Here is an 18,252-nt window from a genome sequence, read left to right as displayed (position 1 = left end):
AGCCGGGTCCCGCACGAACCGGGTAACGCCTGAATGCTGTCCTATATCGCGCGCCGGCTTGTCATCGCCATTCCGACGCTTCTCCTCGTCTCGGTCTTCGTGTTCGTGCTGCAGAAACTGCTGCCCGGCGACCCGGCGCTTGTGCTCGCGGGCGAGGAACGCGATCCCCAGGTTCTCGAATTCATCCGGGAAAAATACCGGCTCAACGATCCGATCATCTACCAGTATTTCTACTGGATGAAGGCCATGCTGCAGGGCGACCTCGGCATTTCGCTGCGCACCAGCCAGCCGGTCACGCAACTGATCGCCGACAAGCTTCCCGTCACCATTCAGCTCGCAGCCATGGCGATGATCATTGCGTTCGCCATCGGCATTCCCGCCGGCATTCTCTCGGCGGTCAAGAAGGGTACGGTGATCGATTACGTCGCCAACTTCGTCGCGCTCTCGGGCCTGTCGATCCCGAATTTCTGGCTTGGAATCATGCTGATCATGCTGGTCTCCGTGCATCTCGGCTGGCTGCCGGCCTCCGGCTACGAAAGCCCCTTCGTCGATCCGCTGAAATCGTTTCAGACGATGATCATGCCCGCCTTCGTCCTTGGCACGGCGCTGGCAGCGACGCTGATGCGTCACACACGCTCCGCCATGCTCGGGGTGCTGAAGGCCGATTACGTGCGCACCGCGAGAGCGAAGGGGCTTTTGGAAAAGACCGTCATCCTCAAGCATGCCTTTCGCAACGCGCTTCTGCCCATCGTGACCCTGAGCGCATTGCTGTTCGGCGAATTGCTCGCCGGGGCGGTCCTGACCGAACAGATCTTCACCATTCCGGGCTTCGGCAAACTCATCGTCGACGCTGTCTTCACCCGCGACTACGCGGTCGTCCAGGGCATCGTCATGTGCACCGCCGCCGGCTTCATCCTGATGAACCTGATTGCCGACGTTCTTTACTTCCTTCTCAATCCGCGCATGAGGAGCAGCCTATGAGCGCCTCGATTGCTACCTCTGAAACTGTCGAAGAAGAAGCCGTTCGGCCGGAGAACCGGGCGTGGAAGAAGCTGAAGACCAACAGGAGCGCACTCTTCGGTTTCGTCATCGTGATCTTCTTCATTGGAATTGCCGCCGCGGCACCGATCCTGCCGATCGCCGATCCGGCCGCGACGAGCTGGACCGCCGTCCGCAAGGCTCCCTCCGCCGCCCACTGGCTCGGCACCGACGAAATCGGCCGGGATATCTTGTCCCGCATGATCTGGGGCGCCCAGGCTTCCCTGCTCGCCGGTGTCGTTTCGGTTCTGATCGCCGTTTGCGTCGGCGTCCCGTTCGGCCTGATCTCCGGCTATTTCGGCGGCTGGATCGACCAGACCATCTCGCGCGTGACGGATGCCCTGTTGGCAACGCCCTTTCTCATTCTGGCAATCGCACTCGCCGCCTTTCTCGGACCGAGCCTGACCAACGCAATGATCGCCATCGGTCTTTCGGCCATGCCGATCTTCGTCCGCCTGACCCGCGGCCAGGTGCTGGCGGTCAAGACGGAAGACTATGTCGAAGGCGCGCGCGCCGTCGGCCTGACTCATTTCGCCATCATGGCCCGCTACATCCTGCCGAACGTCTTCGCCCCCGTCCTCGTCCAGGCGACGCTGACGGTCGCGACCGCGATCATCGCCGAAGCCAGTCTTTCCTTCCTCGGGCTCGGCCAGCAGCCTCCGGCCCCCAGCTGGGGCTCGATGTTGAATGTCGCCAAGAACTTCATGACCCAGGCCCCCTGGATGGCCTGGTGGCCGGGCGCAGCCATCTTCCTCGTCGTCCTCGGCTTCAACCTTCTCGGCGACGGGTTGCGTGACGCGCTCGACCCGCGCGAATCCTGACACGTTTTTTGAACCTCGAAGAGTATCCTTGATGACTACCTTTACCACCCGCCCCGAGATTACCGGATCCTTCGGCGTCGTCGCCTCGACCCACTGGATCGCAAGCGCCGTCGGCATGAGCATGCTGGAAAAGGGCGGCAATGCCTTTGACGCCGCCGTCGCGACCGGTCTCGTGCTGCAAGTGCTGGAGCCGCATCTGAACGGTCCGGCGGGCGACCTGCCGGTGATCTTCCACGACGCGCAACGGAGCGAAACCAGGGTGCTCTGCGGCCAGGGGCCGGCACCGGCAGGAGCGACCATCGCCCACTACAAGGCGGAAGGCATCAATCTCATTCCGGGCAACGGTCTCCTCGCCACGGTCATTCCCGGCGCTTTCGACGGCTGGATGCTGATGCTGCGCGACCGCGGCACGCTGAGCCTGCGCGACGTGCTGGAACCCTCGATCTATTACGCCGAAAACGGCCAGCCGATGCTGCCGGCCGCCGCCTCGACCATTGCCGGGCTGAAGGATTTCTTCGAAACGGAATGGCCGACATCCTTCGAGACCTGGCTTCCCGGTGGCAACGCGCCAGAGGCCCGGGAGATGTTCCGCAACCCGGTGCTCGCCGAAACCTGGAAGCGGCTTCTGAAGGAGGCCGAAGGTGCCAGTGGCCGGGAGGCGCAGATCGACGCCGCCCGCGACTGCTTCTACCGTGGCTTCATTGCCGAGGCGATCGGCGACTTCCTGAAGACGGCTGAGGTCATGGACGGCTCGGGCGCAAAGCACAAGGCGGTGCTGACGCCGGACGACCTGGCCAGCTGGAGCGCGACCTACGAAGACCCGCTCACCGACGAGTACCACGACTGGACCGTCGCCAAGACCGGCCCCTGGGGCCAGGGCCCGGTGCTGCTTCAGTCGCTCGCTCTCCTGCGCGGTTTCGACATCGGTGCAATGGATCCCGCCGGTCCGGATTTCGTTCACCACGTCACCGAGGCCATGAAGCTCGCCTATGCGGACCGCGAGGTCTATTACGGCGACCCGGCCTTCTGCGACGTGCCGATGCAGGAGCTTCTGTCGGAGGCCTACAACGCCGAGCGGCGCAAGCTGATCGTCGACCGGGCGTCCTTCGATCTGCGCCCCGGTGTTCTTTCCGGCTACGAGGATCAGGTCGCACGCAATATGGCGGTGATCGAGAAGGCGGGCATCTCGAGCGCCGGCCTCTACGAGCCAACCATGGCGCATCTTTCCGAAAAGCGCGGCGACACCGTCCACATCGACATCATCGACCGCTGGGGCAACATGGTCTCCGCCACCCCGTCCGGCGGCTGGCTGCAGTCCTCGCCGATCATTCCCTCGCTCGGCTTCTGCCTGAACTCGCGGGCCCAGATGTTCTGGCTGGAGGAAGGCCTTCCCACCAGCCTCGCACCGGGCAAGCGCCCGAGGACGACGCTGACACCCAGCCTCGCGTTTTTCGAAGACCGGCCGACGCTCGCCTTCGGCACGCCCGGCGGCGACCAGCAGGACCAGTGGCAGCTGTCACTCTTCCTGCGCCTGGCCCATCACGGTCTGAACCTGCAGGAGGCGATCGACCAGCCGCTGTTCCACACCACTCATTTCCCGACGTCCTTCCATCCGCGACAGCGCCAGCCGGGTCACCTGATGGCGGAAGGAAACTTCAGCGATGAGACCATTGCTGCGCTCAAGGCGCGTGGCCATTCCGTCGAGGTCTCCGGCAACTGGACCATCGGCCGCCTGACGGCCGCGAAAAGGGAGGAGGACGGGACGCTCAAGGCCGGCGCGACTCCGCGCCTGATGCAGGCCTACGCAATCGGCCGCTGACCCCGGTGCCTACTCTTCCGTCAAGTGGCTGTAAAAACTGGTGCCGGAATAGTCGGAACGGAACAGCCCCGCCTCGGCGAGCCTGGGAACCAGTTCGTGCAACGTCAGATGCATCGATGAAACCGAACCGCCCGGCACCGCGATAAACCCGTCGATCGCCCCCGCGTCGTGCCAGTCCCGGATGCCCTCGATCGCGTCTTCGACCGTACCGATGATCTGCCAATGGGCGGAGCCGATCACCTCCGGGCGTTTCAGGAGTTCGTCCGGGGTCGGGCTGTCCCGGACGATGAGCCGTCTGAGCAGTCCTGCCATGGTCCGGTTCTTCACGGTTGCCGGCTCTTCCGGCAGATCCTCGGCAGTGACCGGCCTGTCGTTCGGCCAATCCGTCAGGTCCAGTCCGATGCACGCCTTGACGGCTGCGAATTTCTGGCCCCGGTTCAGTCGTTTGTGCGTTTCCATGTAAAGCTCGAGCGCCTCGCCCCGGCTTTCGGCGAGGTAAAGGCTCAGCCCCGGCAGCACCCTGATCTTGTCCGCGGACCGGCCCGAGGCTTCCGCCAGGTTTCGAAGGTCGGCCCTCAACTCGATGGCCGCGTCCCTGTCCGGCGACGCGGCGAAAACGGCGTCGGCAATCGACGCCGCGAAGGCCCGCCCCGTGGGCGATGCTCCGGCCTGAATGAGCGGAATCGGATCCTCTGCCATGTCCGGCATGTTGAGCGGGCCCCTGACCTTGTAAAACCGGCCATCGAAATCAATCGCGCGAATGGCGGCCGGATCGGCATAACGGCCCGTTTCCCGGTCCAGTTTGAGCGCGTCGCCGGGAAACCCCTCCCACAACCGGCGGACAATCTCCACGGACTCTTTGGCTCTCGCATAGCGTTCGTCGGAGGACGGCATGTCCGAGAGACCGAAATTCTCGTTGCCGTCGAGCGCGGTCACGATGTTCCAACCCGCGCGTCCGTTGCTGAGGGCGTTCAGCGACTGGATCTGCCGGGCGATGACATAAGGCGGAAGGAAGGTCGTCGAGACCGTCGACAGCAAACCGATGCGGCTGGTCGCACCGGCAATGGCTGCCAGCAGGATCGTCGGATCAAGGCTCGCGAAGCCTGGACTGTCTTCAAGCCGCGCCGCATCCAGGAACAGGGTATCGGGACGGAACACGAAATCGAGCTTTGCAGCCTCGGACCGTTGTGCGATATCTACATAATAATGCGGCGAAAACAGTCCTTCAACGCCGCTGTCGCCCCTGCGCCAAGCATCTCCACTAAGCCAGGTCGGGGCCAAAGACATCCCAATGTGAAGCTTCCTTGAAGACGTCATCCGGTCGTTCTTTCCTTGTGAAATGGGCGTGCGGGCAGATCGGCGGAATTGCTGATGCATTCCACATAGTATAAAGACTTCTGCATTGCGAAATATCAAGAGGTTCAATTTGCTGAGGGCGCATCAAGTCAGCGCGGCTTACGGAAAGACCGAGGTTCTGAAAAACGTCTCTGTTACCTTCGGCGCCGGCCGGTTTACAGCCATTATCGGCCCGAACGGCTGCGGCAAGACCAGCCTCCTGAAAGCGATCATGGGATTTCTCCCCGTGTCCGCCGGCGATGTGCACCTCGAGGGCAAGCCGGTCAAGAACATGAACCGCCGTCAGTTCGCCCGGCGGATTGCCTACCTTCCGCAGGAAAGCCACTGTCCGGAATACATAACGGTCGGGGAGCTGATCGAGCTGGCCGGATACGCACGCTACTCGATGTTCGGCGGCGCGGGCGAGAAAGACCGGGAGCTGTTCCGTTCGGCACTGGAAACAGTCGGCCTCGCGGACATGGCGGGTCGGAAAATGAACTCCCTGTCCGGCGGCCAGAGGCAGCGCGCCTGGATCGCGATGATCCTCGCGCAGGATTCCGACATCGTCCTGATGGACGAGCCCGTCAACCATCTAGACATGAAATACCAGCTCGGCATTCTGGGGCTGGTCCGGGATCTTTCGTCCCGCTCCGCCAAGACCGTGGTCACCGTTCTCCACGACCTCAACCTGACCACCGCCTTCGCGGATGACGTTGTCATCATGCAGGACGGCGAGGTGCTGACCTCGGGGCCGGTTGCGGAAAACATTACCCCGGAAAACATCGCCCGTGTCTTCGATCTGGATGTGGAGGTGTTCGAACGCGGCAACCGCCTCGTCTGCCTGCCGAGGCTTGGCGACGAAAGACGGGCGCAGGCATGCTGACCCGGAGTCTTGCGGTGAACGGCCTCGTGGCCGTCCTGTTCGCAACGGGCTTTGTGACCAATCTCGCCATCGGCACGACCTACATCCCCTTCGCAGACGTCCTCTCGGCGCTGCTTGCCTTCAACCCGGAGGATTTCAATCATTATGTCGTGGTCTACCAGAGGCTGCCCCGCGCGCTGATCGCGATCTATGTAGGCGCGATGATGGCCGCCAGCGGTCTTGTCACCCAGGGCATGCTGCGCAATCCGCTCGCCGCTCCGTCCACAATCGGCATCAACGCGGGCGCCACGCTTTTCGTCGTCACGGGCGCCTTCCTGTTCGATCTCGGGCTCGCCGCACAGGGGGTGGCAGCCCTGGCGGGAGCCGCCACTGGTTTTGTCTCCTGCCTCGCGGTCGCCCGCCTTGCCGGTGGCGGCAAGGATCCGCGCGGCCTGTCCTTCATCCTGGCCGGCGGTCTTGTTTCGATGCTCTATGTCGCCCTTTCCAACGCGGTCCTTCTGTCCGATCCGGCCCGCCGCTCGGATTTTCTCGGCTGGATCACCGGCAACATCAATCACGTTTATGCCGACCGGCTCTACCAGGTCTGGGGACTTGGCGCGGCCAGTTTCCTCGTACTTCTGATCCTCGCGCGGCCACTCACCCTGATCATGTTCGGCGAGGAAAAGGCGGCCTCGATCGGAGTGAATGTCGTCTGGACCCGCCGGCTGGCATTTGCGGCTGTTCTCGCCGCCGCCGGTTCGGCTGTCGCGATCTGCGGACCCGTCGGCTTCGTCGGCCTTGTCGTGCCGCATATAGTGCGCCCTCTGGTCGGTGCCCGCTTCTCTGCCGCTCTTCCGGCCTCGGCCTTTCTCGGCGCGCTGGTCTGCCTGCTGGCGGATCTGATCGCCCGGCAGGCCTTCCCCCCTTACGTGCTGCACACGGGCATCATCATGGACCTTGTCGGCGGGCTGATCTTCGTCCTGATCGTCAAGCGATACTATCTCGCCCCGAACGCCAGGCCGGCAAAATGAGGCTGGAGCGATCCCTCGACGGCAAACGCGTGGTCCGGTTCAAATCCGGCCTGCAGATCAAGCTCGGCAATCTCTACGGAGCCGGACTGCTTCTGGCTGCGGCTCTGGTCATCACGGCGATTTCCGTGAGCGTCGGCACCACCCAGGCGGGGCTCGCGGACGTCCTGCGCTCCATGTTCGCATCCGCCCTGCCGGAAGACGCCAGCTTCGCGGTGTGGCAGGTACGCTTGCCCCGCATGGCCGTCGGCTTCATGGCGGGCTGGCTGGTGGCCGTGTCCGGCGTGTTCCTGCAGTCCCTGGCACGCAACCCGCTGGCGGACCCTGGATTGTTCGGCCTCAGCCAGGGATCGGTTACGATGATCCTTGTGCTCATGGTGTTCATGCCTCAGGTGCCGCCGGCCGCCCTGCCTCTTGCCGCGCTCGCAGGCGGCTTGATGGTGGCCTTTGCCCTTTTGTGGCTTGTCGGCAGCGGCAACTCCAGCGGACTGGCCATCCTGCTCATGGGAATCGCGATGGAAACGATCCTGTCCGCAGTGACCTCCATCCTGATCCTCTACACGCCGGACGAGGTGTCTTTCGCGCTCGCCGCCTGGATGGCGGGATCGCTTCTTTTGGCGGATTGGCAGGGCGCCGCGACCCTCGCGCCCTGGTTCCTGCTCAGCCTGCCGGTCTGCCTGTTGCTCGGACGCGCGCTCTCCGCCTACGACCTCGGCGACGAGACCGCCATGGCGCTCGGCGAAAACGTCACCCGGACCCGGCCGCTGATCCTGCTGGCCGCTGTTCTCTTGAGCGCGGCGGCGGTGTCGGCCGTAGGGCCGCTGATTTTTCTGGGCATCATGGCTCCCCACATCGCCAACGCCATTTCGCCGTCGACCGGCCGCGCCAAACTCCTGCTCTCCGGATTGATGGGCGGCCTGCTGGTGCTTGCCGCCGACGCCATGACGAGGGGGGCGGCCGGCGGCCTGACGTTCCCGATCGGATTGAGCCTGACCCTGATCGGTGTCCCGCTCTTCGTCATCGCCCTGCGCCTGCGAACCCTGCGGGCCTATTCGGAATAACTCTTGACCGGCCGCTGAAGAAAACGCCGGAAAGTGCCGCCCCGGTTCGGCCTCAGCCAAGTCCGGGACGACACATTCAAACGCGCATTTCGTGTCAGGGCAATGAGACTACGGGTCCTGAACCACATCCCGGAAAACGGGTGCCTCAGCGTTCGGAAAGCCAGGCCTCAACCGCATCCACCGTATGTTCCGCACTGGCAACGGTCGGCGTGGAGACCTCGGCCGAATCCAGGAACATCAGCCGGTTCTCCTTTGCCGGACGGAGGAAGTTCTCCCAGCCTGGAACAATCTGGCTCAAACGCTTGCGGATCGCGGACTCGCTCCGGTTCTCCTTCGCATATGTTCCCATTAGGATCATGACGTCCGGATTGAGCCGGACGAACACCTCCGGGCTGAGAGGCATGAACAAGGTGCTGCCGCTCCCCTTCGCCGCGCCGAAATCCGTGACTTCCGCACGCTTGTAACCGAGGTCCTTGAGTGCCTGCACCGCACCTGACATCTCGCCGATGAGATTGACCTGATCGGTGAGGAAGATCGCGACGTAGCTTTTGCCCTCGATATTGTCGGCAAAGCGGTCGCGCAGCGCCGCGACCCTTTCGAGATAGTCCGCTTTTCTCGCCTTGAAGCGATCCTGCAGCCCAAGAAGCTCCGCCAGATCCTCCTGCACGCTGATGCCGCTGGCGACGCCTGTGCTGACGCTTTTCAGATACACCGGCGCGACGGCCGAAAAGCGTTCCGCCTTGTCGATATCGAACTCGGTCGCCAGGATGAGGTCCGGGTCCAGCCGTCCCAGCTTTTCGAGATCGATATTGCCGATCGGACCGATCCCCGTTCCCGGTTTCTCGGTGCCCGGACCGAGGATGATGTCCACGAAATCGAGCGCCGTGAGGTTGCTCCCGTCTTCCGCCCGGCCGTAACTGGCAACCGGCGTCACACCCAGATCCATCAGGGGAATGCCGAGCAGCGGTTCGTGTAGCACGACGATGCGCTCCGGCTGCTCCGGCAGAGTGACGGAGCGGCCGCTGTCGTCCGTCACGGTCACGTCGCCGGCCATGGCGGCGCCCGCCGCCAGAACCGCGAAGAAAAAGGCCGGGAACCGCATCTTAGAACGTCGCCTTCGCGCCGATGCCGAACATGCGCGGCGCCGTCATGATCGCGAAATTGGCGACGCCGGGACGGTTCTCACGGTAAGTCGGCACCCGTTCGTCGAAGATGTTGTTGACGTAGCCGAAGACCTCGAAATGATCGTGGAACTGATAGGTCGCCCGGGCATTGGCGATTGTATAGGGGTCGATCTGGAATGCGGCGGTGTTGAGATCGTCGGAATAGTAACCGTCAAAATACTCGACATTCGCCGAGAGCATCAGGTTCTCCAGCACATTCCAGTCAAAGCCGAATCCCAGCGTATACCCCGGCGACTTGGAGAACTCGTTGCCTTCGACGGTCGGCAGGGCATCGAATTCCGTAATCTCGCTCTGCAGGACACCCGCATTGGCGTTCAGGCGCAGATTGTCCAGAACCTGATAGCCGAGCGCCAATTCCAGGCCGTAGGAATAAGCCCGCTCGGCGTTGAGGGTGATATAAGTGGTCACCCCCGGAGCCGACGGCAACTCGGTCTGGAAGTAGCGCTGTGCATCGTAAAAATCCGTGTAGAAGATGTTCGCCGAGACGGAGAGCTTGTCGTCGAACAGGTTCGCGCGGCCGAAGACTTCATAATTCCAGAGCGTTTCGGCGTCGAATTCGGCAGGCTGGCCATTGACGAAGTCGAAGGCGACGCCACCGGGATTGAAGCCCCGGTTGACCAGGCCGCCAACCGTCACATCCGGCGTGACATTGTAGGCGAGTGCGATCTTGGGAAGAAGCGCGTTGAAGGTCTCGTCAAAGTCGAAATCGACAGGCACGAAAGCCCCCGTTGTCGACGTACCGCTGCGCTGCACCCTGTCGTTTTCGAAACGCAGCCCACCGGTCAACATCCAGGCGTCGTTGATGCGGTAGTCGATCTCGGTGAAGATACCGATGTTGTCCTTCTTATCCTCGAAGTCGGGATTGCCGTTGAAGGTCAGCATGAGCGTTTCGTCCGATTGGGTGTGCGAGAAGAAAACACCCGCGACACCGCTGACCTTGCTGTCCTCGCCGCCGAAGTTGATCAGGGCCTCGTTCGTCCAGTTCTGCTGATCGATGGTCGCGTTGCCCTGTCCGGCGGGATCCACGTCACGCTTCACGGAAAGATCCGAAAACTGGGTCTGGTTGCTGAACGTCATGCCGTTGTCGAATTCATAAACGATATCGGCGATGCCGGTATGGGTCCTCTGAAAGAAACTCGGCACGCTGGCCTGGTCGTTTTCCAGATTGTCGAAGGGTTCGACGGTGGCGGCTTCGTATGTCGGCTGATTGTTCTGGGTCGTCGCGTACGTGAGTTTCGCCGTCAGTCCCGGCAGCGCGTCCGGCGTCCAGAGAAGCTTGGCGCGGCCATTGAAGGACATGGGGTCCAGATCCGTCGTGTCTTCAACGAAACCCGCGTTGATATAGTCGATGAACGTCTCCCGGCCGTAGTAGTCGAGCGCAACACGGGCGGCGACCTGGTCGCTCAAGGGACCGGACAGCATTCCCGACACGCGGTACGTGTTATAGCTGCCGTATTCGCCCTGCAACGCCCCTTCCGGAGTGAAGGTCGGGTCCTTCGTCTTGACGATGATCGCACCGGCAATGCTGTTGGCACCCTGCGAGGTGGTCTGAGGGCCGCGGAAAACCTCGATCTGGTCCAGATCCCAGATCGACGTTCCTCCGAACACGGTTTCGAAATAGTTCTGATAGTGACCGTCGATATTGATCGCGGCGCGCGGCACGGTGCCTGAATAGAAGGCGACGGCGCCGGTGTTCGGCCCCTGGGTGTCCTGCCCCCGGATCACCGGGGCGACACCGACCGTACCCGGATAGTAGACATTCGGGACATCCGCGATGGCGCTTTGAACGTTCTGCTGTTCGGGCCGCGCTTCCTGGTCCTTGCCGGTGATGATCTCCACCGAACTGGCCGTCTCCTGCAGCGTGCGGGAGATTTTCTCGCCACTGACGAAGATCGTGTCGAGAAGGGTGGTACCCGAGGCGTCGACCGGCGGAACCTCCTGCCCGAATGCGCTGCCTTGAACAAAAAACGCCGATGAAACAATCGCGGTGCCGCCAAGCAGCACCCCCCACACACTCGATTTCATAGTCGATCCCTGAAGGTTTCATTGCCTGGCTAACAGACTGACTCTAGCTGGCAAAACTCCGAAAATGGCCTGCGGGACCGCCGCGCAGCCCCCTTCCTGAAAGGCGGCGCCCCAACCGGCTGTCCCTTTGGTTAAATTTCACTATATAGAATGCATTCTGCATTACAATATGAGCAAGAAGTTCATGTTTAAAAGTTGCACGTTCGCAACACCCCGCCTCAACAAACTGATTAGAAAAGATAATTCGAGTTCCCATCCGATTGCACAGACAGAAAAAGCAGCCTAACGTGACGACAGGCAATGGGAGGGTGACTTGAGCGGAAACAGACAGCAGCGACACGCCGGCGCACAGGTTCTCGGGCTTGGAGCACCGGTCGAATGAGCGAGTCGGAAGCAGCTGCTGCCACAGACAAACCCGGCAAACGCTCCGGCACGATCCAGTCGGTTTCGATCGCGACCCGTTTCCTGAAGATACTGGCGAACGCCGAAGAACCTCTGGCTCTCGGCGTCATTGCCCGGCAAGCCGGAACCGGCGGCCCGACAGCGCATCGTTATCTGCAAAGCCTGGTCAAGGAAGGCCTCGCCATGCAGGACCCGCAAACCGGATTTTACGATCTCGGACCGACGGCGCTCAGCATCGGGATCGGCGCGCTGAAGAGAGTCGACCCGGTCGAGATCGCCGCCAGTCACATGAAAAAACTCGCAAGCGGTTCGGCCGCAAGCACCGGCGTGGCGATCTGGACGGAACGCGGCCCCACCCTGGTGCGCTGGTACCGCAGCGCTTTTTTTTCAATCAGCTCCGTCGGCCTTGGCGATATCCTGCCGGTCGACAACTCCGCCTGCGGCCTTGTCTTTCAGGCCTACCTTCCGGCAAGCAACATTCAGGCGGCAAGAAACCTGCAGCCCGACCATTTCAGAGGCAAAGAGCCTTCGAAAGCACTCATCGGTGAAGTCCGAAAAAGCTGCTGGGCCGAACTGACCGACCACCTGCTGCCGAACATCACCGGGCAGGCTGTTCCCGTTTTCGACGCCCAGCAAGAGATCGCCTGCGTGATGACCACGGTCACCAATCTCGGCAGATTGCGCAAGCCGGAAGACAGAAAAGCACTTTTTGAATCCGCCAAGCGCGTCGCCTTCGAAACCGGTGGCACCGCCGGCTTTTCAGACCTTGCGCCCGAGAGCAGCCGGGACTGACCGCTCCCCCCGCCTCTTTTAGCGGCGGTCATCCACCAGCTTGAAACTCAGCCCATTCAGCGCCGGCCTTCCCGCCGGACGCACCCATGTGCGTTTTTCGGCGCAGCCTTCGCTCGCCCTCAGGTTGAGGCGACAGCGATTTTCCGCGCGTCCACACAAGTAAGAGGCCCCTCGATCGACAGATTTAGTTTCAATTTTTTCAAAATTTTACTTGCCTTAATTTCACCAAAGAAGAATCAATAAATAAAAGAAGAACAGCAATACTTAGTATAGATCGAAATTCGAAATAAAACTCGTGCAATTTGCACTGATTTCTGGCGAATGGGGGCTACATGACTGTACTTATCACCGGCGGCGCTGGCTTCATCGGTTCACATTGCTGTGTCACGTTCCTCGAGGCCGGTCATGACATTGTCGTTCTGGACAATCTGTCCAACGCCAACAGTGTCAGCCTCAACAGAGTGAGCGCGATCACCGGCCGGAAGGTCGCATTCGAGGCGGCCGACATCCGGGATCAGGCCAGGCTTGAAGCCGTGCTCGACCAATACGGCTGCTCGGCGGTGGTCCATTTCGCGGGATTGAAAGCCGTCGGAGAAAGCACGAAGGACCCGCTCGCCTATTACGACAACAACGTCGTCGGTACGCAGCGCCTTCTCTCGGCCATGGCGAAATGCGGCGTCAGGCAGATGATCTTTTCCTCGTCTGCCACCGTCTACGGCGAACCGAAGTATTTGCCGCTCACCGAGGATCATCCGACATCGGCCGTTAATCCCTATGGCCGGACCAAACTGATGATCGAGGACATGTTGCGCGACATCGCCGCGAGCGATCCCTCCTGGCGGTTCGGAATCTTGAGATACTTCAACCCGGTCGGGGCGCACGACAGCGGCCTGATCGGCGAGAACCCGCTTGGCATCCCGAACAATCTGATGCCCTTCATCACCCAGGTCGCGGATGGCCGGAGAGCGGAGCTGTCGGTTTTCGGCAAGGATTACGAAACCCGCGACGGAACCGGCATACGCGACTACATCCATGTCACCGACCTCGTCGAGGGTCACCTGCGCGCGCACGAGGTCCTGGCCTCCGGCGCGGCTCCGTCCAATTGTTTTGCCGTCAACCTCGGGACCGGAACCGGCTACAGCGTCCTGGAAATGGTCCGCGCCTTCGAGCGGGCATCGAACAAGGAAATCCGGTATTCCTTCGCCCCCCGGCGCGACGGCGATGTCGCCGAGTGCTTCGCGCACACCGCGATGGCCGAAAAACTGCTGAACTGGAAGGCGGAGCGGGATCTCGACGCCATGTGCCGCGACACCTGGAACTGGGTCTGCAAGAACCCCCGGGGGTACGAGACCACAGCCGCCTGAACGGATTGGTTCGGAAGCCGGCGGTTTCCGCCGGCTCGCGAATGGTCACGATCTATGCGCCTTGATATGGCGCACCCACGGCTCATGCCGGCCCCGCGTTCCCGCATCGCGCTTTTCCGCTGGGGACTTCTGCACGGCGTCGCCGCCGCCGGAACGCGCCACTTTGCCCCGCCGGATGCTCTGAAGCTGGTCGGGAAACCACTTGTGCAACTGCCTCAGAAACGGCTGCAGGTTTTTCTCCCAGCTGCGTTCGGATGCCCGGGAGGCTGCTTTCGCGGACAACTCCCGCAAGACTGTCCCCGGTTGCGCGAGACTTTCGAGGACAGCGATCAGATCGTACGTGACAACGCCGTCGTCGTTTGACCGCAGCAGAAGGCCATCGACGCCGTCCTCGATCAGTTCCTTGACCGCTCCGACGTCCGTCACGACCGGAACGCAGCCGAGGCGCTGCGCCTCAACGATTGTCAGCGGCGCCCCTTCCCAGCGGGACGGCAGCACAAAGACATCCGCCCAGGCCATCAGCTTGCTCAGACGGCGGCTGTCGTGGACCGGCGGCTCGACCTTGATGCCGATATCGCCGAAGCGCTCCTTCCATGACCCGCCCGCGCCTTCGTCCAGGACATCAGCCCCGACGATGCGCCAATCGATTTCGACTCCTCGCCGCTTCAGGGCACGGGCGGCGGCGAAGATGCGCTCGATCCCCTTTTGCCGGTCGAGCCGTCCCAGAAACAGGGCCCTGAGAGGCCCGTCCCTGTCCCGCTGCCGTCCGTCGGCCAGCCGTTTCACCTCGTCGGGCGCCATCGGATAGCCGGCGGCGTTCGGAATATGCAGGAGCTTGGCCATGGGCACCCCCATGGCATGAAGCCACTCGGCCATATCCCGGGAACAGGTCAGAACACTGTCGTAGATATGCTCGTAAGCAAGCGCCAGATAAGGGTGACCGGCTGGACGGCCCATTTCCGAACTGTCCAGTACATGAATGTAATTGACCACCTTGACGCCGCGCCGCCGCAGTTCTCCGAACACGGCATTGGCAGGCGCCAGCTGGTTGTTGACCACCACATCCAGCCCGGTCAGGAGACCGAGGACCTCTTCCAGTCGGGCATTCTCGTCCTCCGCCATGAGGATCTCATGACCGGAGAAGGTCTGCGGACCACCCCACAACGGGTAGTCGGCGGCCAGGAAATTGAGACTGTCGAAAACACCCTCGTTGTCCGGGATACGGCTGTACACGGGCTTGCCGAAGACAAAAAGATGAACTTCGCAACCGGCCTGCTTCAGCACCCGCGCCATCGCGTAGGCGACCTTTTCCACCCCACCGAAAGAGGCGATCGGCAGAAGCAGACCGATCCTCAGCGCGCCGCCCTCCTTTGCCAGGCGCGGCATGAGGGGCCCGGCTCCGGCGGTCTGGCGCAGAAGCTCGAAGTACCTGCTGCGATCGGGCAGATAGGCCGAACGCCAGATCCAGCGCTCGTCCGGATCGTGCTTGTAGCCGCTGTCCCGAAGCGCCCCAAGCGTTGCCAGAAGGCTGTTGGTCGAAGACAGCGCGGTCCCCTGGATATCGTCCGCCGAAAACGGACCCCGGATGACGATCTCGGCAACTTTCGGCGCCGGATTGTCTCCCTGGAGCGACCGGACCCAGTCGTCCGATTTGTCGGCCACGCATTGCTGAACGATCCCGAGCGAGCACATCCAGCCGAGCGGCCGCTTGGCAAGCGGCTTGCCCGCGCCCCGCTCGACCACCTCGACCGCGATCCTGTCCTTGTCGCTTTCGAAACGGATCGCGACAAAATGGCTGGACTGGGACAGCCTTTCGCCCAGCCACAGCACGTTGTGAAGCAGACCGAAGCTCCTCAGGGCCTCCCGATGAGGGGGGGACATCCAGAGCCAGAAAGGCGGCACGCCAAATGTCTCGGGTTCCGAACGCGCGGCCCAGAAGCGCCTGACGAACTCCTCGAGGCTCCGGTTTTCAGGGCGCGCGACCGGATCGGTGAAGAGATCCACGAGGTAGGAATCGGTACCGATGGCGGCGAAACGCGGAGCCTCCTCATGTTCCCATTTCAAGAGCGTGTCAGGCGAAAACAGCTTCTTGTGCTTGGTCTTGATGTAGGCAAGGATGCTTTCGCGCGATCTGTTTGAATCGCGCAGCATGCTTTCGGCGCGCTGGCGGTACTCAAAGCCGAAGAACGGATGGTTCGCCCCCTTGAACCCCTTCGAGATCGCCTGCAGCCAGAAATCCCAATCCTCGAAGCCGGACTTCATGCTTTCATCGAAGCGAACCCCGGCATCGAGGATGGATCTGGAGACCAGGCTGCCGGCCTCGCAGATATTGTCGAACGTCACATGCAACAGCCTGGAATATTGAGCGGTGTAGTTGCCGTTCCATTCGATCCCGAACTTGTCGATGTTGGGATAGACCCAGTCGACCCCCGCGCTGGAACGCAGGAAGTTCATGAGAACGCGCATCGCCGGCGGTGTAATCCGGTTGTCCGCGTCGAGAAAATAGATCGCCTCCAGGCCGGCGAAGCTGCGCAGCGCGAATTCGATGCCGTAATTGCGCGCGGAACTCAGGCCGCCATTCGCCTTCCTGAGGTAAAAGACGTTTTCATGGGCAAGCGCATAGGCCTGTCCGACATGAGCCGTTTCGGGAAAGGGGCAACCGTCGTCCACGATCACGACTGCAATCTTGAAGGGCGCAACCTGGGCAAGCGCCGACTCGATCGCCTCCGCCAGAAGAACCGAATGCTTGAACACCGGAATGAGGATCGCGAGCACCGGAGCGTCCGGGCCGGAACTGCCGAATTCCGCGTGGCGGACATTCGGCTTGTCCGAGCCGGGAACCGTCAAGTCGAACATCTCGCTCATCCGCTCACGACGGCTCGGAAGTTCTTGAACTTCGCCCAGGCGAAATCGTTGCCGCCAGCCTCGCTCATCCGGGTTGCGAAGTAGACGTTCTGCCACACGCCGACCCGTTCCGCGGCAAAGGCACTCAAATGCGCCACGTCACCGTAGGTGACGGATTTCCAGCCGGACCAGGCCTCTCCCGCCACCGGCTCCCGGACCTCCAGGAAAAGATCGCGTGCCGCATCCAGGTCCCGCGCAACGACCAGCCCGAAATCGATGTCGGCCGCGCGGCTGTTGTCGATGAACGCTTTTACCGACATCCTGACGACCTCGGGCGGGCAGGCGTCCGGCAACATCCCGATTGTCATTCCCTTCGCAGGAGGATGACAGCCGATCGCCCGCTCCGTCGGCAGTGGCATGATCGCCTCGAAATCGAAGGTCACCTCCTCCGCGTTCGCCAGGCACGCATGTTCGAGAATGCCCGGGGCGACCGGTACGTCGTCGAAACCTTCTCCCGCACCGGCCTGCCGGGACTGCGCCGGTATGTAATTGGCGTGAGACGGCATGGAAACACCGGGAATGCCACCCCAGACCTGCAGGGCCAGACTGTTTTTCAGAACCGGGGCGCCGGTCGAGGCGCCACGGACCTGAAACATCTCGATAGGTTGCAGCCCTCCCACGGACAGGACCGGCATTTCGTCTTCGCTCTGTTCGATCTGCAACCGGAACTCAAGCGTTCTGCGCAAGCCCGCCAGCGAGCGCGACAGGCCGAAATTGTTCCAGCCCGCAAGAAGATCACCGCTGGTGAATTGCCAGGTTTCGACGATCCTTTGATCCTCAAGCGTAACCAGTTGCGCGCGCATCTTCAGATCCTGACGCACACCCATGGACTCGATATGAATGGCGACGCTGCTGACGCCCGCGCTCGGCACCGGAAGGATCTGACAGATGCCTTCGGCGGGCGCGGTGGCCAGCACATTCGGATTGAGCGGATTTTCCGCGGGTTCGTTGGCGAAAATCAGATCGAGCGGCTGAAGCCCGTAACGGTTCAAAAAGGCCTCGATGGCCGCGAACCGGTTCTGAAGGTCGTCGTTGAGGCTCCGGAGTGTCTTGAGTTCCTTGTTCGACAACGCAAGCCGCCGCGCACCGGCATTCACATGGCCCGCCACGAGTCCGACAAGAGAGGCCACCGTTGCACCGACGTCGTCACCGTTCCAGACAACAGCCGCGGGCATCTGCGCAACGCCATGACGTTGAAGCCACTTGAAAAACAGGTTCTTCCCGGCCTGCTCGGCAGAACCGACAAGGACAGCCAGAGGCATCAGCGGCACTTCAGCCACCAGAAACCGTTTACCGTTTTCGTCCGAAAACCAGGCTCCGCTCTCCTCAAGCCCTTCGAACCAAACGGTTCGGACAGCGCCCAGCAGGGTTGCGGGAATGTCTTGCCGCGCCACCCCGGCCACGATCAGGGTCAACTCCTTGAGAAGCACGGCCTCTCCGGCCTGCTTGCGAACGGCAAACGATTCCTGTGTGGCCACGACTGTCATTCAAGCCCCCATTCCGACTGAGCGGCTGCGCACCTTTATACACCCACCCTGCAAATACGATTTACAGTTATTCAAAAGAGTTTACGACAAGAATGAGGCATGACCACAAATTATTGAGAATCAACATGAA

13 protein-coding genes are annotated in these 18,252 nt (G+C 61.9%); 8 read left to right on the top strand and 5 right to left on the bottom strand.

The features are described from left to right. Nucleotides 1–33 precede the first annotated feature (33 nt). Genes JF539_RS18075 through JF539_RS18065 form a run of 3 tightly spaced genes read left to right on the top strand, consistent with a single transcriptional unit; the run spans nucleotide 34 to nucleotide 3,678 of the window. Nucleotides 34–981, top strand: a complete 948-nt coding sequence (locus JF539_RS18075; protein WP_207142122.1) for an ABC transporter permease — start codon at nucleotides 34–36, stop codon at nucleotides 979–981. Continuing rightward, on the top strand, nucleotides 978–1,859 hold the full coding sequence (locus JF539_RS18070) for an ABC transporter permease (protein ID WP_207142121.1): 882 nt from the start codon (nucleotides 978–980) through the stop codon (nucleotides 1,857–1,859). Before JF539_RS18075 ends, JF539_RS18070 begins: the two co-directional genes overlap by 4 nt. A 31-nt stretch (nucleotides 1,860–1,890) precedes the next feature. Then, nucleotides 1,891–3,678 (top strand): gamma-glutamyltransferase family protein, encoded by a 1,788-nt coding sequence (locus tag JF539_RS18065; protein WP_207142120.1) that lies wholly within the window; start codon nucleotides 1,891–1,893, stop codon nucleotides 3,676–3,678. A gap of 9 nt (nucleotides 3,679–3,687) precedes the next feature. Here the strand turns inward: JF539_RS18065 and JF539_RS18060 are convergent, their stop codons facing one another. After that, the gene (locus JF539_RS18060) at nucleotides 3,688–4,995 is read right to left on the bottom strand and encodes an NtaA/DmoA family FMN-dependent monooxygenase (RefSeq protein ID WP_207142119.1); all 1,308 of its coding nucleotides are present in this window, start codon (nucleotides 4,993–4,995) and stop codon (nucleotides 3,688–3,690) included. A gap of 109 nt (nucleotides 4,996–5,104) precedes the next feature. Between JF539_RS18060 and JF539_RS18055 the strand changes: the two genes are divergently transcribed. From JF539_RS18055 to JF539_RS18045, 3 genes are read left to right on the top strand one after another with little or no spacing between them, the layout of a single operon-like run. After that, complete coding sequence (locus tag JF539_RS18055; protein ID WP_207142118.1) at nucleotides 5,105–5,896, top strand: ABC transporter ATP-binding protein; 792 nt, start codon at nucleotides 5,105–5,107, stop codon at nucleotides 5,894–5,896. Beyond that, the gene (locus JF539_RS18050; protein WP_419247692.1) at nucleotides 5,893–6,906 is read left to right on the top strand and encodes a FecCD family ABC transporter permease; all 1,014 of its coding nucleotides are present in this window, start codon (nucleotides 5,893–5,895) and stop codon (nucleotides 6,904–6,906) included. Before JF539_RS18055 ends, JF539_RS18050 begins: the two co-directional genes overlap by 4 nt. Continuing rightward, nucleotides 6,903–7,964 carry a FecCD family ABC transporter permease gene (locus tag JF539_RS18045; protein ID WP_207142116.1) on the top strand — a complete coding sequence of 354 codons (1,062 nt, stop codon included), beginning with the start codon at nucleotides 6,903–6,905 and terminating at the stop codon, nucleotides 7,962–7,964. Before JF539_RS18050 ends, JF539_RS18045 begins: the two co-directional genes overlap by 4 nt. 145 nt (nucleotides 7,965–8,109) lie before the next feature. Here JF539_RS18045 and JF539_RS18040 read toward each other — a convergent pair whose 3' ends face one another. Together JF539_RS18040 and JF539_RS18035 are read right to left on the bottom strand one after the other, a co-directional pair. Beyond that, a complete protein-coding gene (locus tag JF539_RS18040) occupies nucleotides 8,110–9,066 on the bottom strand; it encodes an ABC transporter substrate-binding protein (protein ID WP_207142115.1) in 957 nt (318 codons plus the stop codon). A gap of 1 nt (nucleotide 9,067) precedes the next feature. Next, the gene (locus tag JF539_RS18035; protein WP_207142114.1) at nucleotides 9,068–11,173 is read right to left on the bottom strand and encodes a TonB-dependent receptor; all 2,106 of its coding nucleotides are present in this window, start codon (nucleotides 11,171–11,173) and stop codon (nucleotides 9,068–9,070) included. Between the two features lie 378 nt (nucleotides 11,174–11,551). Here JF539_RS18035 and JF539_RS18030 point away from each other — a divergent pair, with 378 nt between their 5' ends. Then, nucleotides 11,552–12,367 carry an IclR family transcriptional regulator gene (locus JF539_RS18030; RefSeq protein WP_207142113.1) on the top strand — a complete coding sequence of 272 codons (816 nt, stop codon included), beginning with the start codon at nucleotides 11,552–11,554 and terminating at the stop codon, nucleotides 12,365–12,367. Nucleotides 12,368–12,699: 332 nt separating this feature from the next. Further along, entirely contained in the window at nucleotides 12,700–13,731 is a 1,032-nt protein-coding gene (gene galE, locus JF539_RS18025; protein ID WP_207142112.1) for a UDP-glucose 4-epimerase GalE, read from the top strand. Nucleotides 13,732–13,776: 45 nt separating this feature from the next. Here the strand turns inward: galE and JF539_RS18020 are convergent, their stop codons facing one another. Together JF539_RS18020 and JF539_RS18015 are read right to left on the bottom strand one after the other, a co-directional pair. Beyond that, nucleotides 13,777–16,587, bottom strand: a complete 2,811-nt coding sequence (locus tag JF539_RS18020) for a glycosyltransferase (RefSeq protein ID WP_207142111.1) — start codon at nucleotides 16,585–16,587, stop codon at nucleotides 13,777–13,779. Nucleotides 16,588–16,592: 5 nt separating this feature from the next. Continuing rightward, nucleotides 16,593–18,122, bottom strand: coding sequence for a DUF6212 domain-containing protein (locus JF539_RS18015; RefSeq protein ID WP_207142110.1), 1,530 nt, complete (start codon nucleotides 18,120–18,122; stop codon nucleotides 16,593–16,595). Nucleotides 18,123–18,252 lie beyond the last annotated feature (130 nt).

The sequence above is a fragment of the Roseibium aggregatum genome, assembly GCF_017309185.1.
In the GTDB taxonomy this organism is placed as follows: Bacteria; Pseudomonadota; Alphaproteobacteria; order Rhizobiales; family Stappiaceae; genus Roseibium; species Roseibium aggregatum_B.
This window is presented reverse-complemented; position numbering and strand designations above follow the sequence as displayed.